The organism is Sphingomonas gilva (assembly GCF_003515075.1).
GTDB lineage: Bacteria > Pseudomonadota > Alphaproteobacteria > Sphingomonadales > Sphingomonadaceae > Sphingomonas > Sphingomonas gilva.
On the sequence record NZ_QWLV01000004.1, the window covers coordinates 148941 to 172611 of the forward strand.

The window sequence follows — 23671 nt, forward strand, 5'->3', positions numbered from 1 at the left end:
AGGGCGGGCTATTGCGGCGGCGCGCTCCTGTAGCTCCGCCCAAGGAATTCGAACACCGGCAGCGCCTCGGTGTCCTTGAGGTCGAACCAGGCGGCGTTCTCCCAGTTGGAGCCCGTGCCCCAGCGCGTCTTGCACCCGGTCGAAACCCAGGCCGGCTCCCAATAGACCACGCCGATCCCGCCGTTGCCGACGACGAGCTCGGTCAGGTCGGTCATATAGGCGAGCTGCCCCTTGGGCGTCGCCGGATAGCCCTTGATCAGCGTGTCCGGCCCCAACAGGTCGGGCGAGCCGTCCTCGCCCTCCCGCGAGAAGGGGTAGGCGGTTTCGACCAGCACGACATCGGCCTTGTAGCGCGCCTTCGCCGCCCTGATCGTCGCGCCCAGTTGGGCGAGCGACCATTTCGACCATTTGCTGTAATAGCTGATGCCGATCAGATCGTAATCGAGCACCCCGGCCACCGTCGCCGCATCGAACCAGGGCATGACGTTCTCGGGCTGGGCGATGTGCAGCATCACCTTAGGGCTGGTGCCGGTCGCCTTGCCCGCCGCGCGCACCGCGCGGATGCCGGCGTTGAACAGGGCGGCGTTGCGCCGCCAGTCGATTGCCCTGGTCTTCCCGGCCATCAGCTCGCCATTGGTCTCGTTGCCGACCTGCACCCAATCGGGCATCAGCCCCTCGGCATGGAGCCTGACCAGCGTGTCGTAGGTGAAGTCGTGCAGCGCCTTGGCCTGCGCCTCGGTCGAAAGCCCGGCCCAGGCCTTGGGGACGATCTGCTTGTCGCCGTCGGCCCAGTCGTCCGAATAATGGAAGTCGAGCAGGGTCGCATGTCCCGCCGCCTTTGCGCGCTTGAGCGTCTTCGCGACATCGTCGAAGTCGCTGTACGGCGTCCAGTCGGCATCGTTCCACAGCCGCACGCGCACCAGGTTGCCGCCGCGTTTCGCCATATAGTCGAACGGATCGACCTGTTCGCCGCCCGCGCGATAGACCGCGCCGCAATCCTCCATCTCGTTGACGTAGGACAGGTCGGCGCCGAGATAGAGGCCGTTCCCGGTGCTGAGCGCCGCCGGCTCCTGCGCCGTCGCGCACGACGCGAGCGACGCCGCCAGAAGCATAGCCCACCTCACAACTCAAACCCGATGCCGAACATGTACCGCGCCCCGAACTTCTCGTAGCGGCCCTGCAGATCGCGATCGCCATAATAGGTTTCGAACGGCTCGTTGGTCACGTTGTTGGCCTGGAAGGTCAGCTGCAGCCCGCCGATCGGCGTGGTGTCGGGGAATTCGTAGCTCAGCTGGAAATCGACCACGCCCTCCGGCGCGGTAAACAGGATACGGTCGGTATCGCCCAGCTCGGTCGCGTAGCTGTCGCGCCAGCGATAGCCGATGCGCCCCTCGAACCCGGCCTTGCTGTAGTAGAGCACGCCGTTGAGCACATGCTTGGAGAGTCCGGGCAGCGCGATCGAGCCGATGGCGTTGTCGTTTTCCTCCACGCTGATGTTGCTGTCGGTGTAGCTGTAATTGGCATAGACGCCGAAGCCGTCGAGCGGGGAGGGGAGGAAGGTGAACGCCTTCTGGAACAGTATTTCGAAGCCGCGGATATAGCCGCCTTCGCCGTTGACCGGCTGGCGGAAGGTGCCTTCGAGGTCGGGACCGCCCGCCGGATTGGGCACCGTAATCGGGGTGACCTGCGGGACGATATAGGTGTCGAGGTCCTTGTAGAAGGCGGCGACGGTGATCGCGCTGTCACGGTCGAAATACCATTCCAGACTGGCGTCGAGCTGGTTGGCGCGGAACGGCTCGAGGAACGGATTGCCGCCGAACGCCGCGGGCGCGCCGAAGGTGAACACGCCGAAGCCGGCGTTGAGATCGTCGAGCGGCGCGCGCGCCACCGCGCGGCTCGCGCCCAGGCGCAGCTGCAGCTGATCGGTCAGCCTGAAGTTGAGGTTGATGTTGGGGAGCCAGTCGGTGAACTCGTTCGGGATCGCCACCGGCACCGCCACCTCGGTCACGCTGCCGTCCGGCTGCTGGGTCTGGTCGATCCGCGTGCTGCTGGATAGCGTCTCGGTGCGGATCACGCGCACGCCGGCATTGCCGGTCACCGGCAGGCCGAGCAGGTCGCCGTCGATATTGAGCTGCGCGTAGCCGGCATAGGTCTTCTCGGCGACCACCCAGCTCGACCGCTGATCGAAGAAGGATGTGGTCGGGTTGATCGGCCCGAAGAACTGGGCGACCGCTTCCTCGATGCGGATCGAGGAGACGCCCGGAAGCCCGAAATACTCGCCGGCGAAATAGAATGGCTGGTTGAGCAGGCTTGCCGGGATCGGCACGCGCGCGGCGGGATCGATGAAGCCGAACTGGGTGCGCTGGGTATAGTCCTTCGACCGATCTGTATAGCGCGCGCCGACCGCGACCGACCTGAACAGCCCGCCCAGTTCGCGCTCGACATCGAGCGTGCCCGATATCAGCTCGTCATTGACGATCGGCGCGCCGCCGCCATTTTCCGGGATCTGGAAATCGGCGATGCGATAGACGTCGGGATCGGTCAGATCGAGGCTGATCTCCATCTCCGGCACGCGGCCGGCAAAGGACCGGAACCGCGTCGTCGGCACCGCCCCGAACGGCTGGGTGCGCAGCGTCAGGAACTGCTGGTCGCGGTGCGTCGTCGAATAGCCGGCGTCGGCGGTGACGGTCCAGCCGTTCGCCGAATAGCGCGCGTTGAGGCCGCCGGCGTAGAGATCGTCCTCGAAGAAGAACAGCTCGTTCACCCCGCGCACGTTCTGGCCGAAGCCCTCATTGCCGGGAAAGACCGTGGTGGTGATGCCGGTGACGTACCCGTTATCGGTGACCACGCCGCTCTGCACGTTGCCGAATGGAAAGCCCTCGACGCGGAAGCCGCGCTGGGTCTCATCGAACGAGACATGGCTGTAGAGGAAGTCGGCGTTGATCTCGATCGTGTCCGACGGCTGCCATTGCACCGCCGCCAGCCCGCCATGGCGGATATCGTCGCCGCCACGCGCCAGCGCCTCGAAGCCGAAGGGGATGTTGTCGTTGCCCTGGCCGTCGCCATCCAGATCGGCGAAGCTGTTGGTGTAGCGGAAGATGTTGGTGCGCGTCGTCGCCACCGCCTGGCGCCGGCCCGAATAGCCGATCGCGACGCCCAGATTATCGGTCAGGCGGCCGACATAGCTGATGCTGGCGATATAGCCGAACGGATCGGCGTCCTGCACCTTGTCCGCCTCGTCGCCGAAGGTGCCGCGCAGGTTGACGACCAGCCGGTTGCCGACCGATCCGTCCAGCGGCTTGACCGTGCGCAGATCGACCTGCCCCGCGATCGCGCCTTCGACCTGTTCCGACGTCGGCGACTTGTAGATGAAGGCGCCGTTCAGCAGCTCGGCGGGGAATTGTTCGTAGCGGATGTTGCGGCTCGCCTCCGCGGAGACGATCTCGCGCCCGTTGAGCAGCGTGTTGACCAGGTTCGGCCCCATGCCCCGGATCGAGATCTGCGTGCCGTTGCCGCGATCGCGGTTGGTGGTGATGCCGGGCAGGCGGGCTAGCGATTCGGCGATGCTCGCCTCGGGCAGCTTGCCCAGGTCCTCCGACGACAGCACCTCCTGCACGCGGTCGCCCTCGCGCTTCTGGATCAGCGCCTGACGCAGCGACTCGCGATAGCCGGTGACGATGATCTCGGCTTCCTCGGCCTGTTCGATCTCGGCCGGCGCGTCCTGTTCCTGGGCGTGCGCCCGGACCGACCAGGCCGCCGACAGAATCGTGGTTGCGAGCAGAACCCCCAAGGCGCGCATCGTCTCTCTCCCCTGATCGCCGCTGTAGGCGCGGCGTATTTATCAGACATATACCAAAGGTATTTGTCTTACAAGTAAGAGGATTCGAGCGTTGTATTCGGCCCGGTTGACAATAAGCACTGCGGCGCCTGGACCACGTAGATCCTCCCGTCACCGAACCTTCAGGTTCCGGGCAAGCTTGTTCCGGGGTCCCTCAGGCGGCTTGGGCAGGAACAAGAGGCGTGAGCGCCATTCTTGCGGCGCGATGGACCCCGGAACAGGTCCGGGGTGACGAAAAAGGGGAATAGGGGACCTCACAACCGCTAACGTCGACCGCCATGGAGGCAGGTCAGCGTCTTCGCCGCCGCCGCGGTTCGGGGCTGGCGGCGTCGAGCGCGGCGGGGATCAGCGCCAGATTCTGGATCGCCGCCAGACCCCATTGCGACGCCCCGTTGGTCGAAACGCCGGGCCATTCGATCACCGGCGCGGCGAGCGGCTGCGTCGTCACCGGATGGCGCGGATCGCCGTCGGCGACGCCCAGCCCGGCGTCGCCCGAATAGAATTCGCGCGCCGCGCGCGCGGCGAGGGCGGCGTCGTTGGTTTCGTGCGCGGCATAGGCGGTCAGCCGCGAATGGCCTTCGCGCAGATTGGTCGAGCCGTTGCGCTTGCCGAACTTCGCCTCGAACTCGGCGACGGGCGCATTGTACCAGCGGCAATAGTCGAGCCAGGCGGCGCGGTAGCGCGGCACGTTGAGCAGCTGCAGCAGCTCGGCATTGACCTCCACCGCGCCGAACACCGAATTGAGGTGCGAGAAGGCGATCTTCGGCCCCGGATCGATGAAGCGGCCGCTCTTCAGGTCGAAGGGCGCGCCGCCCGCCATCCAGCCGCTTTCCATGCGGCCGATGCTGTCCATCCCCGCGACCAGCCGGTCGCGCCAGCGCGCATCGCCGGTGCGTTCCCATTCGGTCAGCCAGGCGGCGGCGAGCGAGCACCACACCGTGCCGAACGACATCTCGACGACGCCTTCGGGCAGCGGCACGCGCTTCGCCCCCGGCACCTTGCGGCCGATCTCCACATGCTGGAGCGTTGCGTCCGAGGTGAGCAGCTGGCGCATCAGATCGCCGACGCGCTCGTCCGCGGTCAGATAGTAGAAGATGCGGCGATAGGCGGCGGTGCTGACGCGCGGCTGTTTCGAGCTGTCGCTCCAGTGCTGCACGCCGTGGCGCGTGCCGAGCCCGGCGAAGCGGCCGATGTGATGGACGTCGACCTCGCCGGTGTGCCGCGTCATCGCCTCGGCCAGGCGGAAGGTTCGCGGATCGCGCGTGCGCAACGCGGAGTACCACAGCCACAGATCGGGCGAGAGCTCGCTGTTCGCCCAGGCGAAGCCGCCGATGTCGTAGCGCCACTGATGGCGGTCGCCATCATAGCTGTGCATCACGTCGCCGTGGTTCCAGAAGCCGTACCAGGACCGGCGGTCGACCTCGTCCGCGTAGAAATCGATCAGGTTGGCGAGCTGATCCTCGATCGCCGCGCGCTTGGGTGTCGAGCGGTCGGGCAGGTCCCAGTCGCCGAACACATCGGCGCTATGGATATGTGCGGGCGCGGCCATCAGCCGCGGCGGCTCGGCATTGGCCGCCGCCATGGCGAGCAGCGTGTCGGCGTCGGGCGTGGCGTCCAGCGCCCACAGGGTCAGCTCGCTCGTCCGGGCGATGCCGTGCGCATTGTCCCAGCCGGGCTCGTAATCCTCATAGGTGACGTCGAGGCCCTGGTTCTGCGCGTCATAGCCCTCCATCCCCATCGTGCCGTGATAGGGGCGCAGGTCCATCGCCGGCGCGTCGGGCGACCACAGCCACGCGGTGAGCGTCGCGGCGTCGCCGTCGGCGTCGCGGATGTCGATCTGGGTCGGATGGCGCTGCCAGAAATAGCGCAGACCGAGCGCCGCGCCGCCGTCCGGCCCGCCGACATAGCCCAGGCCCGCCGCGCGCCTGCCTTCGCCAGCGTCGATCCAGCCATGGCCAGCGCCGGTGCGTTTCCTCAAGGTGAAGCCGTTGGCCGAGAGCTGCTGGAGCGCGAAATCGCCCCAGGCGGGGATGCGATCGAGCCCTTCGCGCACCTGCCGGCCCATCTCGGCGAGCGGCGGGACGGCGCGGCCGGCGACCTGCGCCTCGCGGAAGGCGCGGCCGGGGTCGCGGCGCAGGCCGGTCAGCGGCCGCACCGCTTCCGCGAACAGCCCGCCGTCGGTGGCGAGGCGGACATGGCGGTCGTGGAGCGCGGCGCGCATCGGCACCGAGGCGCGCACGCCGAGGCCGCTGATGAAGTCGCGCGCGGGATCGCCGTCGAAGACGAAGCTGTGGACGATGCGCAGGTGATCGCCGCCGGCATGGGCGTAGAGGCGCAGTGTGAAGGGCAGCCAGTCGCGCCCGCCGCCGCGATGGACGCCCTCGATCCGCACCACCGCGCGCGCCGGCCCGTCCTGCTCGACCACCGCGCGGGTGACGTGGCCGGCGAAGGGCGTGCTCGCGCCGCCGTCCGGATCGGCGACGGTTGAGGCGACCAGCTCTACGGGTCCCATCACCACCCGATCGCCGCGCCGCGCCTCACGGATCAGCGCGCCGCCTGACTTGGCGACGGTCCAGGCGATGTCGCCGGAGCGGATGACGATCGTGTCCGTCGTCTCGCTGACGCGGACCCGGTTGGAGGGTCGGGTTGGGCGGCCCCGCGCCACGGTGTAGCCGGCGGCGTCCGCGCCGGCGGCGAGCGCGTGCCCGCTCCATTTGACCGATCCGTCCGGCCAGGTCGCGAGCGTCCAGTGCTGCGACGGAACCGCGCCGCCGCCCTCGGCGCGCACGGTCAGCGCCTCGCCGCGCTTCACCATGCCGCGCGGCCAGGGCACGCCGAAGGTCTGGCCCAGGTCGCGCGGCGGCGCGGCGCCGTCGATCCAGCCGATCGGGGCGGGGGCGAAGGCCGGCTGCGCCATCGCCGCCTGCGCGAGACCGCCGGGCAACAGCCCCGATCCCCCGCCGAGCAGCATCGCCTTCAGCACGGAACGGCGGTCGGCGGGCGGGGATGCGATCATGGCCGGGTGATCTCCAGGTTGCGGATGCGGATGTGGCTCTTGGTCGTGCGGATGGCGAAATGACCGCGCGTGTAGGGCTCGGGATCGTCGAGCGCGAACAGCAGCTCGCCGTCGCGCCTGACCGCGATGCGGCGGCCGTCGGCGATCAGCGCGATGCGCATCCAGCGGTTGGGCACCAGCATCGCCGCCTGGTCGCCGCGATCATGCTCGGGCAGTAGCGGCCGGTCGCCCGGCTTGCCGATATAGCGGCGGAAACGCGTCGTCGTGTTCCGATTGCCGCCGATGCCGACATAATAGGTCCTGAGCGTGTCGTACTCGGCGAAGGCGCCGCTGCGCGTGCGATCGAGCACCGGGGTTCCATCCTCGTTGGTCGCCATCCAGAAGGCGTTGAGGTCGCTGACCTCGTCGTTGGCGCCGCCCTCGGCCACCGCCATCGCCTCGAAGCTGATCGTGACCGGCGCGGTCAGCGCCTGCCGATACCAGAGCGACAGGCCCCTGGGCGTGTCGATGTCGATCACCCCCGCGTCGAACCGCACCACCGCCTCGGGAGATTCGGCTTCGATGCGCCACGCGCTGCGATCGCTCGTCGCCGTCGCGACAGGCGCGCAGGCGGCCAGCAGGCCCGCAAGGGCAAAAAGAAAGCCCGGACGCCGCGAGGACGACCGGGCCAGGGAGGAGACGTGGAATGTCATCGGTCAGAAGTTGGCCCGGAACCCCAGGAAATAGCGGCGGCCATAATAGCCGAGGCTGGTCATGCGGATGTCCCCGGCGGTCAGGCGGTCGACCTCGCCGGTCAGGTTCTTGCCCTCGGCGAAAATCTCGAAGCGCTCGACCGGACCGAGCCTGAACTCGTAGCCGATGCGCGCATCGACGTAGAGCTCGCCATCGTGGAACACGGGATTGCCGGTGCGGTCCGCCGCGCTGACGAGATACTCGCTGCGGTATTGCACGGGCACCGCGATCGAGATGCCGTATTTCTCGTAATAGGGTTTGATGTTGAAGCTGTGCTCCGAAAGGAACGGGTAGGGCAGCGTGTCGCCGGTCAGCTGGTTGATCAGATCGACGTTGGACGAGGTGCTGTAGGTGTAGTTGGCCGATATGCCCAACCCGTCGAACGGCGAGGGCAGGAAGGTGAAGGCGGTCTGGCCCGACACTTCCACGCCGCGCTGCGTCGCACCTTCGCCGTTGATCGGCTGGCGCACGTCGAACACCCGCCCGTCGCCGAAGAAATCGACATTGCTGACCAGGGTGCTGCTCAGGATGAAGCTGTCGATATTCTTCTGGTAATAGGTGACGGCAAGGCTGGTGTCGCGCGTCGGATACCATTCGGCGCCGATATTGAACTGCGCGGCGCGATAGGGCTTCAGCCGGGGATTGCCCGCCGAGCAATCGTCCAGATCGCCATCGCCGCTGCCTTCGGGCGTCAGATCGAACAGACAGTTCGAGTTTGGCGCGAGGTCGTTGAACTTCGGTCGCGCCATCACACGTGACCAGTCGGCGCGCAGAATCACCTCCGGGGTCACGAACAGCGCGAAATTGAACGCGGGCAGCAGATCCGTGTAATCATTGTCGATCGAGATGATCTGGCGGCCCACCTCGACATCCTCATAGCCGACCGCGTTGTTCGCCGGGCGGCGTTCGCGGATGATGTTGCTTCCGGTCGCCTTGTCCTGCGTGCGCACCACGCGCAGGCCGATATTGCCGCGCAGGTCCATGCCGAAGGGCTGGGCCTCGATGTTGAACTTCAGATAGCCCGCGGTGATCTTCTCGCTGATGTCGAACGCGGGAAGCTGGGGATAGCCTTCGCATTCGCGCACGCAGTCGAAATTGAACTCCGAGGTGTCGAAGAACTCGTTCACCGCCGCGAAGGTGGGCGTCGCCCAGCCATCGAACAGATTGTCGCGGTTGAAGCCCGGCGCGTTGAAGAAGGTGCCCGGCGTCACCCCGCTCGACGCGGCGAAGAAGTCGGCGAGCCGGTCGGGCGACCAGGTGAACACATAGGGATTGGTCGTGTCGCTGAAATCTTCCGGATCGCCGTTGACCACGGCGTCGATGTCGCGGTTCGCGGTCGGCACCATGAAGGTGGTGCCGTCATCATTGAGCGCGAGATAGCCGCCGCCGGCATAGCGGGTCGATGTCAGCCGCCGATACTGTCCGCCGAATTCGACGCTGGAGACGACCGGATGCTCGATCTCCCAGTCGAAATCGAGCTTGAACTGGTCTTCGGTCTGCTCGTTGAGATTGGGCCGCCAGTCGACCGAGACGACGGTGCGGTCGCCCGGTCCGTACATATAGCTGTTGATGTCGGTGACGTCGAAATCGTCCGGGAAGATGAAGCGCGGCGCGCCGTTCTCCGGATCGAGCTGGATGCGCACGCCGTCGGGATTGGCGCCGATGCCGATATTGTTGGTGGCGTTGGTGTGGCCGCCCGACGAGAGCACGGCGAGCCCGTCCACGGTGAGGTTGCCGACCTCCCACTTGAAGCCCGCCGTCCAGTATTTGGTGTCCTGGACGAACTGGAAGTCGCGCATCGAGGGGCCGACGACCGATCCGCCCGACGTCCACGGTGCGGTGGTGATGCCGATGACGTTGCCGTTCTCGTCGACTTCCACGCTGTCGCCGGTGACGACGCGCGACACCGCGCTCAGATCGAAGCCGAGATTATAATCGACCAGGTGCCGGTCCATCTTGTTGTACTGGAAGCCGACGAACGCGGTCAGGTTGCTGGCGAGCTCGGCCTGGATCTGCGCATCGATCGACCAGCGCTCGTCGTCGCGCTCCCACAGGCCGACGCGCGGCGTGCGGGGGCTGAAATCGTAGAACTGCGTCTGGCACGCCAACCGGTTGGCCTGCGGATCGTCGGTCGTTGTCGGCACCGCGTCGCAACCCGCGAGCGTCGAGATGCTGCCGAAATTCGCGTTCTCGGTGTTCTTGCGGCCGTCGCCGTTCAGATCGGCCAGGCGCACCCATTCGGTGTTGCGGATGAAGTCGCCGCGCGTCTTGTTGCGGTCATAGGTGGCGTTGACCAGCACGCCGAAGCGATCGTCGAGGAACTTGGTGCCTGCGACGATCGTGCCGCGCGGCTTCCACTCGCTGCCGACGGTGTCGACATTCTGCAGCGATCCGTTGATCGAAAGGAGCGGCCCGCGCAGTTCGAGCGGACGGCGTGTCTGGATGCTGACGGTGCCGCCGACGCCACCCTCGGTCAGATCGACCTGATAGCCCTTGTAGACATCGACCGACTTGATCAGCTCGGCGGCGAGCTCGCGGAAGTCGCCCGAACGGTCGCCGCCCGACGAGAGCGCCGTGGCGCCGTTGACCTCTACGCGGTTGAGATCGGGCTCGACGCCGCGGATCGAGACCTTCACGCCCTCGCCGAAATCGCGCTGCAACTGCACGCCGCTGATGCGCGACAGCGCCTCGCCCACATTGCGATCCGGGAAGCGGCCGACATCTTCCGCCACGATCGAATCGACGGTGGTGCCGGCGTTCTTCTTCCGGTCGCTGGCGGAGGCGAGCGATGCGCGGATGCCGGTGACGATGATCTCGTCGGCCTGCGGCGGGGCCGCATCGGTCGCCTGTTCTTCCGGAGCGGTTTCTTCGGATTGTGCCTGTGCCGTCTGGGCGTTGGCGCCGGCGGAGAATGTCGCGGCGAAAGCGAGCGCGAACAAGGACGCGGTGCCGCGAAACGCGCGGCGGGTACTCAACGGAGTCATCGGGGCCTCACCTAAACGAGTCTGCCAAATTGGCCCATTCGGACCACGATATGGCGGGCTGTCCCACCTTATGTATCATCAGACATATCGCGCGCCGCCCGACTTGAAAAGCGAAAAATTGCGTAATATGGTATGAACAACCACATTGTGGGATTTCGAGTTGCACGCAAGCGACCGAGCGAGGGAGAGACGGATGGCAATCAGGTCAATTACAAAGGGATCCGCGATTGCGGCCGCGCTTCTCGCCTCTTCGGCGGGCTTGGCGGAAACCGGAGCGAATGGCCGGCAGATCGAACGGCTTGATCGCGGCGTTGTCGCGGTTCCCGCCGCGGACGGGCGCGGCATGCATGTTTCCTGGCGGCTGCTCGCGAGCGACGACCGCCGAGTCGCGTTCGATCTGCTGCGCGACGGCAAACGGATCAACCCAGCGCCGATCACCGGCGCGACCAGCTTCGTCGATGCCGATGGCAGGCCATCCTCGCGTTACAGCGTCCAGCCGGCCGGCGGTCCGCGCTCGGCGCCGGTCGGTCCATGGGCGCAAGGCTATCTGTCGATCCCGCTCGATCGTCCGGCGGATCGGACCACGCCTGCGGGCGAGCGATATTCGTATAGCGCCAACGATGCGAGCGCCGGAGACCTCGACGGCGATGGCCGCTATGAGATCGTCGTCAAATGGGACCCGTCGATCTCCAAGGACAACGCCTTTGCCGGCTATAGCGGCGAAACGCTGATCGACGCCTATACGCTCGACGGCAAGCGGCTGTGGCGGATCGATCTTGGCCGCAACATCCGGGCGGGGGCGCATTATACCCAGTTCATGGTCTATGACCTGGATGGCGACGGGCGCGCCGAGGTGGCGATGAAGACCGCCGACGGCACCGTCGACGGTGTGGGCAAGGTCATCGGCGACGCCGACGCCGATTGGCGCGGCGGCGAAGGCGAGGTGCCGCAGGCCGACCGCACCGGATCGAAGACGCTCGCCGACGGCACCCGCGTCGCACCGCTCCAGGGCCGCATCCTCAGGGGGCCCGAATATCTGACGGTGTTCGACGGACGGACAGGCCGCGCGCTCGCCACCGCGCCTTATGCGCCGCCGCGCGGGGCGGAGACGACCGAGGCGCTCACCGCCCTGTGGGGCGACGGCTACGGCAACCGCTCCGACCGCTATCTCGCGGGCGTCGCCTATCTCGACGGCAAGCGCCCCAGCCTGGTGTTCGGCCGCGGCTATTACGCCCGCTCGACCATCGCCGCCTGGGACTGGCGCGACGGCAAGCTCACCCGGCGCTGGCTGTTCGACAGCGCTGCGCCGGGCAACGAGACATTCGGCGGGCAGGGCAATCACCAGCTCTCCGTCGCCGATGTCGACGCCGACGGCCGCGACGAGATCATCTACGGCTCTATGGCTTTGGACGACGAGGGCAAGGGCCTGTGGACCGCCGGCCTGGGCCACGGCGACACCATGCATGTCGGCGATCTCGATCCGAACCGGCCGGGGCTGGAGAAGTTCGGAGTGCACGAGAATGTCTCGCGCAACGGCGGCATTGGCGCGGCGATGCTCGACGCGCGCACCGGCGAGCGGCTGTGGACGACGCCCGCGCAGCGCGACACCGGCCGCGGCCTCGCCGCCGATATCGACCCGCGCCATGCCGGCGACGAGGCCTGGGCGTCGAACTCGCGCGAGCTGTACGACGTGCGCGGCCAGGTGATCCCCGGCGGCCATCCGCGCGCGGCCAATTTCGCCATCTGGTGGGACGGCGATCCCCTGCGCGAGCTGCTCGACCGCAACCGCATCACCAAATGGAGCTGGGAGAGCGCCAGCGAGACGCCATTGCTGACCGCCGAGGGAGCCACCTCCAACAACGGCACCAAGGCGACCCCGGCGCTGAGCGCGGACCTGATCGGCGACTGGCGCGAGGAGCTGGTGCTGCGCAGCGAAGACAGCAGCGAGCTGCGCATCTACACCACGCCGATCGCGACCGACATCCGCCTGCCGACGCTGATGCACGATCCCGTGTACCGCCTGGGCGTCGCGTGGCAGAACACCGCCTATAACCAGCCGCCGCACACATCCTATTTCCTGGCCGGGCGCGTGGAAGCAAAGGGCGAATGAAACGATGCCGGTCGCCGCGTTCCTTTTGCCGTTGGCGTTGATGGGAGCGGCCGGCGAACGCCATTTCGACCTGACCGAGGCTTCGACACGTCAGCCCTATGACGCGGCGCGAGGCTATGGTGTCGAGCCGGCCGGCGGGAAGGAGGGCTTCCTGTTCTCGGTCGCCGCGGCGGAGGGCAATTACCGCATCACGGTGACGTTCGGCGATCCGCGGCAAAATGGTGTCACCACCGTCAAGGCGGAATCGCGGCGATTGATGGGCGAGGCGGTGCGGACGGCCGCCGGCGAGACGGCGACGCGCAGCTTCGTCGTCAACGTCCGCGACGCCCGGCTCGCGCCGCCGCCGGACAATGCGCCCGGCGGCACGGCGGTGCGCCTCAAGCCCGGCGAACAGAAGAGCTTCACCTGGGACGACAAGCTGACGCTGGAGTTCCTCGGCGCGCCGGCGGTCCGATCGGTGACGATCGCGCCCGCCGATGTGCCGACCATCTATCTCGTCGGCGATTCGACGGTCACCGACCAGCGCGCAGAGCCGGCGGCGAGCTGGGGGCAGATGCTGCCGGCGTTCCTCGCTCCCGACATCGCCGTCGCCAACCATGCGGAGTCGGGCGAGACGATGAAGTCGTTCATCACCGCGCACCGGCTCGACAAGGTGCTGAGCCGGATGCGCGCGGGCGACTGGCTGCTGATCCAGTTCGGCCACAACGACCAGAAGCGCGGGTGGCCGCAGACCTATGCCGATCCGCGCTTCGCCTATCCCGCCTATCTGAAGGCCTTCATCGCCGAGGCGCGGGCGCGCGGCGCGACGCCGGTGCTGGTCACCTCGCCCGAGCGGCGCACCTTCGACGGGCATGGCCGGATCGAGAGCACGCTCGCCGACTATGTCGCCGCGGTGAAGCGCGTCGCCGCCGAGGAAAAGGTGCCGCTGATCGATCTCAACGCCGCGAGCGTCGCGATCTACCAGGCGCTGGGGCCGGAGCGCGCGCCGCTGGCGTTCAACGACGGCGGCAAGGACAGGACGCACCACAATAATTACGGCGCGTGGCTGCTCGCGCGGGCGGTGGCGGAAGGGATGCGGGGCACCGCGCTCGCCCGCCATCTCGCGCCCGGCCTATCCCGGTTCGATCCCGCGCGCCCGCCGGCGCCGGAGCAGGTTCCGATCGCGCCGAGCCTGGCGCGGAGCGACGCTCGCCCGGCGGGCAATTGATGCCGGCCGGCGCCGCCCGTTTCGACATCCGCGATTTCGGCGCGCGCGGCGACGGGGAGACGTTGGCGACCGGCGCGATCAACGCCGCGATCCGGGCGGCGGCGGATGCGGGCGGGGGCATGGTCGCCGTGCCCGCCGGCCGCTTCCTCTGCTTCACCGTGCGGCTCGCGAGCCGCGTCACGCTGCTGCTGGCCGAGGGCGCGGTGATCGAAGCGGCCGATCCGGCGCGGCATGACGGCGCCTATGACCTGCCCGAACCCAGGCCGCCCGCGCTCTATCAGGATTTCGGCCACAGCCATTGGCACAACAGCCTGTTCGTCGGCGATGGGGTCGAGGATGTGGCGATCATCGGCCCCGGCCTGATCGACGGCCGCGGGCTGACGCGCGACGGGCCGGGCGCGAGCTGGCGGAAACAGGCGGGCGAACGGCCCCTGTCGATGGCGGGGATGACCGAAGAGGAGATCGCCGCGCTCGAGCCGCCGGAGGAGCGGATGCGCGGGCTGGGCAACAAGGCGATCGGGCTGCACGACGCGCGGCGGGTTCATCTCGCCGGCTTCGCCATGCGCGATTGCGGCCATTTCGCCATCCTCGCCACGGGCTGCGCGCAGCTGACGATCGCCGATCTGACGATCGACACCGAACGCGACGGGATCGATCTCGATTGCGTGCGCGACGCCATCGTCGAGCGCTGCCGGGTCAACACCCCCAATGACGACGCCATCGTGATCAAGTCGAGCCTGGCGATGGGCCGGCCGGTCGCGTCCGAACGGATCGTCGTCCGCGATTGCACCGTATCGGGCTACGATCCGGGCACGATGCTCGACGGCAGCTTCGGCCGCGCGCAGCAGATCGCGCCCGACCGCGACCGGGTGACCGGCCGGATCAAGCTGGGCACCGAGAGCAACGGCGGCTTTCGCGACATATTGATCGAGGATTGCCGCTTCGAACGCAGCCGCGGCCTCGCGCTGGAGGTGGTCGACGGCGGCGCGATGGAGAATATCATCGCGCGGCGGCTGGTGATGGAGGAGGTGACCACCGCGCCGCTGTTCATCCGGCTGGGCGACCGGCGGCGCGGACCGGACGGAACGGGGATAGGCAGCATTTCGCGCGTGGAGATCAGCGGGGTGGACGCCCGCGGCATCGATCCCCGCTTCGCCGCGACGATCGCAGGATTGCCCGGTCATCCGGTGCGCGACGTGACGCTGCGCGATATTCGCCTGACCTATGACGATGGCGCGGACATCGCACCGCCCCCCGCGCCCGAGGAGCTGCACGACGCCTATCCCGAACCGAGCATGTTCGGCCCGACCCCGGCCTGGGGTCTGTGGCTGCGCCATGCGCAGGACATCAAGATCGTGAGACTGGAGCTAAGCTCGACGGGCGCCGGCGCGCGCCCGGCGATCGCGGTCGAGGACGCGCCTGGATTGGAGATATCGGCCGGCGATCGATTGACCTGCGTGACATCTAGAGATATCCATATGTTGGATAATCATCCTACATAATGGACTAAAGGAGAGGGGCGTTGGCGAGACAGGCCTTCCGGATGCAGCTGAAGCCCGGCGCCGCGGCGGAATATCGCGCGCGCCACGATGCGATCTGGCCCGAGCTCTCGGCGCTGCTCCACGAATCGGGCATCTCCGATTATTCGATCTTCCTCGATGAGGAGACGCTGGCGCTGTTCGCCGTGCTTGATCTGGCCGAGGACAATAATCGTGACGCGCTGCCCGATCACCCGGTGATGAAGCGCTGGTGGGACCATATGGCGCCGCTGATGGAGGTCGAACCGGGCAACCGGCCGAAGGAATGGCCGCTGACGCAGGTATTCCACCTGCCATGATGTTTCGCACGTCCATCGCCGCGCTGCTCGCCGCCGCGCTCGCCACGCCGGTGGCGGCGCAACAGGCGAAGCCAACCGCCAATTTCGAAGCCCCGGTGCAGACTTTCGGCCGCGTCGGGTTCGACGAGCGCTCGCTCATCATCGACGGCAAGCGCACGCTGATCTGGGGCGGCGAGATGCACGCCTTTCGCCTGCCTTCGCCGGACCTCTGGCGCGACATTCTGCAGAAGATGAAGGCGACCGGCTACAACACGGTCGCCATCTATGTTTACTGGGGTTTCCACAGCCCCAAGCAGGGCGTCTATGATTTCAGCGGCATCCGCGACATCGACCGGCTGCTGGAAATAGCGGCCGAAGAGGGGCTTTACGTCATCACCCGCGCCGGTCCCTATGTGAATGCCGAACTGTCGCGCGGCGGCTATCCCGGCTGGCTGGTCAACCAGCGCTCGCGCGCGCGAACCGATGCCCCCGATTATCTCGAAGCCTCGGACGAGTGGCTGACCCGGATCAACCGCATCATCGCCAAGCACCAGATCAACGGCGGCCCGAACGGCGAGAAGGGCGGCACCGTCATCCTCCACCAGATCGAGAATGAGCTGGCGCTGACCACCCCGGCGCAGCGCCGCTATATGGACCATCTCTATGCCAAGGCGCGCGCCGACGGCATCACCATCCCGATCTTCCACAACGATCAGGGCCGCAACGGCTATTGGGTGCCCGAGGGCAGCAATGTCCCGCTGACCGTCCCAGGCCCGGTCGATCTCTATGCATTCGACGGCTATCCCGGCGGCACCTGCACCGTCCAGGGCGAGCCGACCAAGGGATCGCCCGCGCCTGACTGGGGCTATTACGGCGCCGGCGGCGCCAAGGGCGGCGCTTCGGCGAGCCCCAACACCCCCGGCTTCGCGGCCGAGTTCGGCGGCGGCTGGTTCGATTATTGGGGATCGAACGGCGGCTATGAATGCAACGCGATCCAGCGCGGCCGCCGCTATCAGCGGGTGTTCTACGGCACCAATCTCGCCAACGGCATCTCGATCCAGAGCTTCTACATGACCTTCGGCGGGACGAGCTGGGGCTGGATGCCGGCGCCGGTGGTGTTCACCAGCTATGATTATGGCGCGGCGATCAGCGAAACGCGCGAGGTGCGCGACAAGGCGTTGGAGATGAAGCAACTGGGCGGCCTGATCGCCAGTGTGCCCGATCTCGCCGGCATGATCCCCGCCGGTCCGGTCGAGATCTCGACCGAGAAAATCCAGGTCTATCACAACCGCTCGCCAGAGACCGACGCGCGGTTCCTGCTGGTCACGCAGAACCCGTCGAACGAGAATGGTGACCACCGCTTCACCATCACCGCCAACCTGCCCGACGGCCGCTATACGATGCCGATGCGGCTCAACGGCTATGATGCGAAGTGGCTGGTTGCGGGCGTCAACCTCGCCGGCCAGCGGCTGGTCTATTCGACCAGCGAGCTGCAGCACGCGATGACGCTCGATGACGAGAGCCTGTTGCTCCTCTACGGCCGCGCCGGCGAGACCGGGCAGACCGCACTCCGCTATGCGAGCGCCCCGACCGTCACCGTCATCGAAGGCAACGTCACCCACCGCTTCGATGCGGCGAAAGGCGACCTGATTCTCGACTATCCGCACCAGGAACTGGCCCGCGTGCGGATCGAGGGCGGCGGGCGGCCGCCGCTCACCCTGCTGCTTGCCGACGAGCCCGAAGCGATGCGCTTCTGGAAGGATGGCGAGGTGCTGGTGCGCGGACCGCAGCTGCTGCGCAACGCAGAGATCAAGGGATCGACGCTTGCGCTGACTGGCGACATCGCGGTCGCAAGCCCGCTCGAAATCTGGGCGCCACGCGGCGCAAACACGGTCACCTGGAACGGCACCCGCATCGCAACCACGCCCGGCGTCGGCACCAGCCGGGTCGCTGCCCAACCGCTCGCCGGCCCCGCCGAGTTCGCGCTGCCCGCGCTCGACAATTGGCGCGTCCACGCCGGCTCGCCCGAAGCGCAACCCGCCTTCGACGACAGCGAATGGCAGGCGATCGACCGCCGCGCTTATGCCAGCATCACCGCACGCCCCGACGGCCAGCCCAACATGCTGATGGACGCCTATGGCTTCCACGAAGGCGATGTCTGGTATCGCGGCCGCTTCACCGGCACGCCCGATGCCGAGCGCATCCGCCTCTATTACGGCGCGGGCGGCTCCGGCCTGGTGCAAGTGTTCCTCGACGGCAAGCTGGTCGGCGAGGACGAGACCCCCGGCGGCCTCCCCCGCCCGATCACCACCGGCACCGCGACATTCGACCTCCCGCCCGAGGCACGCACGCCGGGCGAGCATGTCATCGCGATCATGGTCCGCAACAACGGTCATAACTGGGACCTCGACGCCGACGATTTCCACAAGGAGGCGCGCGGCCTCGTCTCGGTCTCGGTCGAGGAACAGGCCGGGCCGAGCTATGCCATCCCGATCGCGTGGAAGATCCAGGGCCGGCGTGGCGGCGAAGACCTCGCCGATCCCGTGCGCGGGATCACCAACAATGGCGGCCTCTATGGCGAACGCGTCGGCTGGCACCTGCCGGGCTTCAACGACCGGAGCTGGCAGGCGACCACCATTCCCGCCACCAGCGCCCAGCCCGGCACGACCTGGTATCGCACCAGCTTCGACCTCGACGTGCCAAAGGACCAGGACGCGACGATCGGCATCCAGTTCGGCGACCCCACCGTCCCGCGCTCGCCCGTCGATTACCGCGCGCTGATCTTCGTCAATGGCTGGAACATGGGCCAGTTCATCGCCCATGTCGGCCCGCAGCGGACGTTCGTCGTGCCCGAAGGCATCCTCAACCATGAAGGCCGCAACACCATCGCGCTCGCCGTCACCAGCGACGGCCAGCCCGGCAACGCGCTCGAAGCGGTGCGGCTGGTGACGCTGCGCAATGTCAAAGGCGGCATCCCGGTGCGCATGGTCGACGCGCCGCAAAATCCGTCGCAACTCAAGAACTGACCCCAACGGAGCCCATTTCATGGCCGCGCTTACCCACGACGTTCCCCGCCAGCAGGTCACCGACGCGATCGGTTTGCTGATGCACAACCTCGTCAACATCAAGGACGAGACCGGCGAGTTCCTCCTCCATCTGGAGGACGGGCGGATCATCGACACCAAGGGCTGGGCCGGCTGGGAATGGACCCACGGCGTCGGCCTGTTCGGCATGTGGCGCTATTATGAGCAGACCGGCGACCAAAAGGCGCTGTCGATCATCAAGCAATGGTTCGAGGACCGCTTCGCCGAAGGCACGCCGACCAAGAACATCAACACCGTCGCGCCGTTCATCACCCTCGCCTATCTTTACGAGCACGAGCCCGACCCGCGCTATATCCCCTATCTCGACACCTGGGCCGAATGGCTGATGGCGGACGATGGCCTGCCCAAGACCGAGGAAGGCGGCTTCCAGCACATCGTCTATAATGACGAAAATCCGGGCGAGATGTGGGACGACACGCTGATGATGTCGGTGCTGCCGCTCGCCAAGATCGGGCTGCTGCTGGGCCGCCCGCATTATATCGAGGAAGCCAAGCGCCAGTTCCTGGTCCATATCAAATATCTGTTCGACAAGAAGACGGGGCTGTGGTTCCACGGCTGGGATTTCAACGGCCGGCATAATTTCGCCGAAGCCCTGTGGGCGCGCGGCAATTGCTGGGTGACGATCGCCATCCCCGAGATCATCGAGATACTCGACCTTCAACCGGGCGATGCGTTCCGCACCTTCCTGATCGACACGCTCGCCGCGCAGGTGAAGACGCTCAGCCAGACGCAGGACGAAAGCGGGCTGTGGCACACGTTGGTGATGGACCCGTCGAGCTATCTCGAAGCGTCGGCGACCGCGGGCTTCGCCTATGGCATCCTGAAGGCGGTGCGAAAGGGCTATCTGCCGCGCGAGTACGAAGCGGTCGGCATCAAGGCGGTGCGCGGCGTGCTCGCCAATATCGACGACAAGGGCGAGCTGCAGCAGGTGTCGTTCGGCACCGCGATGGGCGACACGCTGCAATTCTACAAGGACATCCGCCTGACCTCGATGCCATACGGCCAGAGCCTCGCGGTCTGCGCGCTGGCCGAGTTCCTCAGGACCTATATCTGATGCTCGCGCGGCGCGACCTGCTCCAAGCCGGGGTCGCGCTGCCGCTGCTCGCCGCGCGTCCCGCCTGGGCGCGCGGCGCGCGGCGGCGACAGGTGCGGGTCGCCGCGCCGTTCGACATGCCGGCGATCGAAATGCCCGATTTTGCCGCCGGCCGCCGTTTTCCGATCACGGAGTTCGGCGCGGCGCCCGGCGACCAACGGCGCAACACCGCCGCCATCGCCCGCGCGATCGGGGCGGCGCATGCCGCGGGCATTGGCACGGTGGTGGTGCCCGCCGGCACATGGGCGACCGGGCCGATCCATCTCAGGAGCAATGTCGAGCTGCATCTGCAAAGGGGCGCGACGCTCGCCTTCTCGCCCGATCCGGCCGACTATTTGCCGGCCGTCCCGACGAGCTGGGAGGGCATCGAGTGCTACAACTACTCGCCGCTCGTCTACGCCCATGCGTGCGAGAATGTCGCGATCACCGGCGAGGGGACGTTGCTCGCCCGGCTCGACACATGGCGCATCTGGTATGCCCGGCCAAAGCCGCATCTGGATGCCCTGGTGTCGCTCTACCAGATGGCGCGGCACGGCGTTCCGGTGGCGGCGCGCGACATGTCAAAGGGCGAGGCCAATCTCCGCCCGCACTTCATCCAGTTCAACCGTTGCCGCCATGTGCTGATCGAGGGCGTGCACATCCAGAACAGTCCCTTCTGGACGATCCATCCCTATCTCTGCCGCGACGTCGTGATCCGCGGCGTCAGCATCGAGGCCCACGGGCACAACAATGACGGGGTCGATCCCGAGATGAGCCAGAACGTGCTGATCGAGGATTGCGTGTTCGATCAGGGCGACGATGCGATCTCGGTCAAGTCGGGCCGCGACCATGACGGCTGGCGGCTCGATACGCCGTCGCGCAACATCGTGATGCGCAACTGCCGCGTGAGGAACGGCCATCAGCTCATGGCGATTGGCAGCGAGCTTTCGGGCGGGATCGAGAATGTCTTCGTCGACAATTGCCATTTCGACCATCAGGGCTCGACGGCGAAGAGCGCCATCCAGAACATCCTGTTCGTCAAGACCAACGAGCGTCGCGGCGGCTTCGTCCGCAACATCCACCTTTCCAACGTGAGTGCTACCAAGGTGGCCGGCGGCGTGCTGAGCGTCGACACCGACGTGCTCTACCAATGGCGCACGCTCACCCCGACCTATGACCGGCGCCTCACCCCGGTCCAGGGCATTCATGTCCGCGACGTCCGGGCCGAAAGCGCCGCATTTCTGTGCGAGATCAAGGGCGCGGCCGAACTGCCGGTAAAAGATGTCACGCTCCGCGGCGTCCGCGTGGCGAACGTCACCGGCAGGCCCGTATTTGCCGATCACGCCGTTGGCCTGCGTGTCGATCGATGAGACGCGTGCTGCTTCTCCTCGTGCTGCTGCTGGCCGTTCCGGCCATGCCGGCCAGCGCGCAGCTGGCCGACTGGATCGACTCGCGTCCCGGCGCCCGGAGCATCGCGCTCGCCGGGGCGAGCGTCGTCACGGCGCCGGGCGACCATGCGGTCGTCGGCATAGCGGCCGACGACCTGCGCCGCGATCTCGCCGCGGTCACGGGCCGGACGACAGGCGGCGGCCAGATCTGGGCCGGCACGATCGGCCGCAACGCCGCGATCGACCGGCTGATCGCCTCGGGCAAGCTCGATGCGAAGCGGCTCCGTGGCGCATGGGAAAGTTTCGTCATCGCCACGGTCGAGCATCCCGCCCCCGGCGTGCCCCGAGCACTCGTCATCGCGGGCAGCGACCGGCGCGGCACCGCCTTTGGCATCTACGAGCTCAGCCGTGCGATCGGTGTCTCGCCATGGCGGTGGTGGGCCGATGTCACGCCGCTCAACCAGCCCGAACTGCACGTTCGCGCCGGGACGCAACGCTTCGGCCCGCCCTCGGTCAAGTACCGCGGCATCTTCCTCAACGACGAGGATTGGGGATTGCATCCCTGGGCCGCGACGCATTTCGAGCCCGAGGCGAAGGGCATCGGGCCGAAAACCTATGCGCGGCTGTTCGAGCTGATGCTGCGTCTGAAGGCCAACACGCTGTGGCCGGCGATGCACAAGGTGACGCCGGCGTTCAACGCCAACCCGGCCAACGCGGCGCTCGCCCACCGTTATGCGATCGTCATGGGCAGCTCCCACGCCGAGCCGATGCTGCGCAACAATGTCGGCGAATGGACCGCGCCGGGCGAGGATTTCAATTACGCCGCCAACGCCAAGGGGGTGGCCGATTACTGGCGCGAGCGCGTCGCCACCAACGCCCGTTATGAGAGCATCTGGACGTTGGGGATGCGCGGCATTCACGACAGCGGCATCGTCGGCGCGGGGACGATGGAGGATCGCAAGGCGCTGATGGCGCGCATCCTCGCCGATCAGCGCGCGATGCTGGCGAAGGCGGGCATCGCCGGCGCGCCGCAGGTGTTCACGCCGTACAAGGAGGTGCTCGACATCTATCGCGCCGGGCTGGCGGTGCCCGACGATGTCACGCTGATGTGGCCCGACGACAATTTCGGCTATATCCGCCGCTTCCCGCAGCCGTCCGAACGGGATCGGCCGGGCGGGCACGGCGTCTATTACCACCTCTCCTATCTCGGCGCGCCGCTCGCCTATCTATGGCTGTCGACCACGCCGCCCGCGCTGATCGCCGAGGAGATGGGCCGCGCCTTCGATCTCGGCGCGGACCGGATGTGGATCGCCAATGTCGGCGATCTGAAGCCCGCCGAGCTCGCCACCGACTATTTCCTGTCGCTCGCCTGGGACGTACCAGGCACACGCGCGATGGGCGTGGATCGCTTCGTTGCGCGCTGGGCGACGGAGAACATCGCCACCGATCCGGCGGCAGAGATCGCCGACATCTTTGCCGAGCATCACCGGCTCAACTTCATCAGGCGGCCCGAGCACCTGCAATGGTGGCGGACCGGAGAGCGGGTGCGCGGATCGCCCTACGACGCCGGCGAGGCGGCACGGCGGATGGCGGCGTTCGATAGGCTGCTCGAGCGGCTGCAGGCGGTCGAGCGACGCGTGCCGGCCGCGCGGCGCGACGCGTTCTTCGAGCTGCTCGGCTATCCGGTCGAATCCGCGGCGATGGCCAATGCCCGCCTGTTCGCGGCCGAAGCGCACGACCGGCTGCGCGACCGCGATCTCGATGCGGCGCTCGTCCAGGCGAAGAGCGCGCACGCCGCCGACCGGCGCATCGCCGCGCTCACCGCCCAGTATGACGCGGTCGCCGACGGCAAATGGCGGGGCTTCATCGCGGTCGAGCCGGCCGACGGCCAGTGGAAGTCCTACCGCGCGCTGCCGCCGGTGCTGCCCGCCATCGCGGCCGGACCCGTCGAGCGCGCGCCGCTGCCGCAAGGAGAGGCGGCGCGCGAGGTCGCGATCGAGGCCGAAACGCTCGCCGGGAACTGGCGCCGCGTCGATGGGCTGGGCCGCAATGGCGCGCTGATCGCGTCGCGCAGCGGCCAAACCGTCTCGGCGCGCGGTTCGTTCACGCTGCCGCCCGGCAAATGGCGGCTGACGGCGGAGCTGGTCCCAACCTTCCCCGATGCCGAGGGCGCACCGCTCGCTCTCGATCTGATGCTGGACGGCACATCGCATGCGATCCGCCTCGCGCGCGAGACGGGCGACGCCGCCTGGTCGCAGGCTGTGCTCGACAACCGCCTCGCCGTGCCGGTCGCGGACGCTGTGGGTGGTGGCGCGCACCTGATCGCGCTGTCGGCGAGCGGCGGCGGCGTGCTGGTCGACCGCCTAGTCGCGATTCCGATCAGCGGCGAATGATGGGTTGAATG

At 67.5% G+C, this 23671-nt stretch carries 13 protein-coding genes; 8 read left to right on the forward strand and 5 right to left on the reverse strand.

Annotated features, from left to right (window positions below; all coding sequences use genetic code 11):
• Positions 1-8 precede the first annotated feature (8 nt).
• The 5 genes from D1610_RS10850 to D1610_RS10870 form a co-directional block, all read right to left on the reverse strand.
• On the reverse strand, positions 9-1112 hold the full coding sequence (locus D1610_RS10850) for a glycoside hydrolase family 53 protein (RefSeq protein ID WP_118864197.1): 1104 nt from the start codon (positions 1110-1112) through the stop codon (positions 9-11).
• A gap of 8 nt (positions 1113-1120) precedes the next feature.
• On the reverse strand, positions 1121-3799 hold the full coding sequence (locus tag D1610_RS10855; RefSeq protein WP_118864198.1) for a TonB-dependent receptor: 2679 nt from the start codon (positions 3797-3799) through the stop codon (positions 1121-1123).
• Between the two features lie 328 nt (positions 3800-4127).
• Positions 4128-6854, reverse strand: coding sequence for an exo-rhamnogalacturonan lyase family protein (locus D1610_RS10860; RefSeq protein ID WP_118864199.1), 2727 nt, complete (start codon positions 6852-6854; stop codon positions 4128-4130).
• A complete protein-coding gene (locus tag D1610_RS10865; protein WP_118864200.1) occupies positions 6851-7546 on the reverse strand; it encodes a DUF6250 domain-containing protein in 696 nt (231 codons plus the stop codon). The genes D1610_RS10860 and D1610_RS10865 overlap by 4 nt, the downstream gene beginning before the upstream one ends.
• A 3-nt stretch (positions 7547-7549) precedes the next feature.
• Positions 7550-10570 carry a TonB-dependent receptor gene (locus tag D1610_RS10870; protein WP_118864201.1) on the reverse strand — a complete coding sequence of 1007 codons (3021 nt, stop codon included), beginning with the start codon at positions 10568-10570 and terminating at the stop codon, positions 7550-7552.
• Positions 10571-10829: 259 nt separating this feature from the next.
• Between D1610_RS10870 and D1610_RS10875 the strand changes: the two genes are divergently transcribed.
• The 8 genes from D1610_RS10875 to D1610_RS10910 are packed head-to-tail and all read left to right on the forward strand — an operon-like array spanning position 10830 to position 23660.
• A complete protein-coding gene (locus D1610_RS10875) occupies positions 10830-12680 on the forward strand; it encodes a rhamnogalacturonan lyase (RefSeq protein WP_281268972.1) in 1851 nt (616 codons plus the stop codon).
• 4 nt (positions 12681-12684) lie between these two features.
• Positions 12685-13887 carry a rhamnogalacturonan acetylesterase gene (locus D1610_RS10880; RefSeq protein WP_118864202.1) on the forward strand — a complete coding sequence of 401 codons (1203 nt, stop codon included), beginning with the start codon at positions 12685-12687 and terminating at the stop codon, positions 13885-13887.
• The gene (locus D1610_RS10885) at positions 13887-15389 is read left to right on the forward strand and encodes a rhamnogalacturonidase (protein ID WP_118864203.1); all 1503 of its coding nucleotides are present in this window, start codon (positions 13887-13889) and stop codon (positions 15387-15389) included. Before D1610_RS10880 ends, D1610_RS10885 begins: the two co-directional genes overlap by 1 nt.
• 20 nt (positions 15390-15409) lie before the next feature.
• Positions 15410-15724: an L-rhamnose mutarotase gene (locus D1610_RS10890; RefSeq protein ID WP_118864204.1), complete on the forward strand. Its 315-nt coding sequence runs from the start codon at positions 15410-15412 to the stop codon at positions 15722-15724.
• Entirely contained in the window at positions 15724-18729 is a 3006-nt protein-coding gene (locus D1610_RS10895; RefSeq protein WP_118864261.1) for a glycoside hydrolase family 35 protein, read from the forward strand. The genes D1610_RS10890 and D1610_RS10895 overlap by 1 nt, the downstream gene beginning before the upstream one ends.
• 19 nt (positions 18730-18748) lie before the next feature.
• Positions 18749-19861, forward strand: coding sequence for a beta-galactosidase BglB (gene bglB, locus D1610_RS10900; RefSeq protein WP_118864205.1), 1113 nt, complete (start codon positions 18749-18751; stop codon positions 19859-19861).
• On the forward strand, positions 19861-21249 hold the full coding sequence (locus tag D1610_RS10905) for a glycoside hydrolase family 28 protein (protein WP_118864206.1): 1389 nt from the start codon (positions 19861-19863) through the stop codon (positions 21247-21249). Before bglB ends, D1610_RS10905 begins: the two co-directional genes overlap by 1 nt.
• On the forward strand, positions 21246-23660 hold the full coding sequence (locus tag D1610_RS10910; protein WP_245942163.1) for a glycosyl hydrolase 115 family protein: 2415 nt from the start codon (positions 21246-21248) through the stop codon (positions 23658-23660). The genes D1610_RS10905 and D1610_RS10910 overlap by 4 nt, the downstream gene beginning before the upstream one ends.
• Positions 23661-23671: the final 11 nt, after the last annotated feature.

Excerpts from the sequence above, each read along its gene's own strand:
- D1610_RS10910 (WP_245942163.1), top strand. The coding sequence starts at position 21,246 with ATGAGACGCGTGCTGCTTCTCCTCGTGCTGCTGCTGGCCGTTCCGGCC.
- D1610_RS10860 (WP_118864199.1), bottom strand. The coding sequence starts at position 6,854 with ATGATCGCATCCCCGCCCGCCGACCGCCGTTCCGTGCTGAAGGCGATG.
- D1610_RS10905 (WP_118864206.1), top strand. The coding sequence starts at position 19,861 with ATGCTCGCGCGGCGCGACCTGCTCCAAGCCGGGGTCGCGCTGCCGCTG.
- D1610_RS10870 (WP_118864201.1), bottom strand. The coding sequence starts at position 10,570 with ATGACTCCGTTGAGTACCCGCCGCGCGTTTCGCGGCACCGCGTCCTTG.
- D1610_RS10855 (WP_118864198.1), bottom strand. The coding sequence starts at position 3,799 with ATGCGCGCCTTGGGGGTTCTGCTCGCAACCACGATTCTGTCGGCGGCC.
- bglB (WP_118864205.1), top strand. The coding sequence starts at position 18,749 with ATGGCCGCGCTTACCCACGACGTTCCCCGCCAGCAGGTCACCGACGCG.
- D1610_RS10880 (WP_118864202.1), top strand. The coding sequence starts at position 12,685 with ATGCCGGTCGCCGCGTTCCTTTTGCCGTTGGCGTTGATGGGAGCGGCC.
- D1610_RS10895 (WP_118864261.1), top strand. The coding sequence starts at position 15,724 with ATGTTTCGCACGTCCATCGCCGCGCTGCTCGCCGCCGCGCTCGCCACG.
- D1610_RS10850 (WP_118864197.1), bottom strand. The coding sequence starts at position 1,112 with ATGCTTCTGGCGGCGTCGCTCGCGTCGTGCGCGACGGCGCAGGAGCCG.
- D1610_RS10865 (WP_118864200.1), bottom strand. The coding sequence starts at position 7,546 with ATGACATTCCACGTCTCCTCCCTGGCCCGGTCGTCCTCGCGGCGTCCG.
- D1610_RS10885 (WP_118864203.1), top strand. The coding sequence starts at position 13,887 with ATGCCGGCCGGCGCCGCCCGTTTCGACATCCGCGATTTCGGCGCGCGC.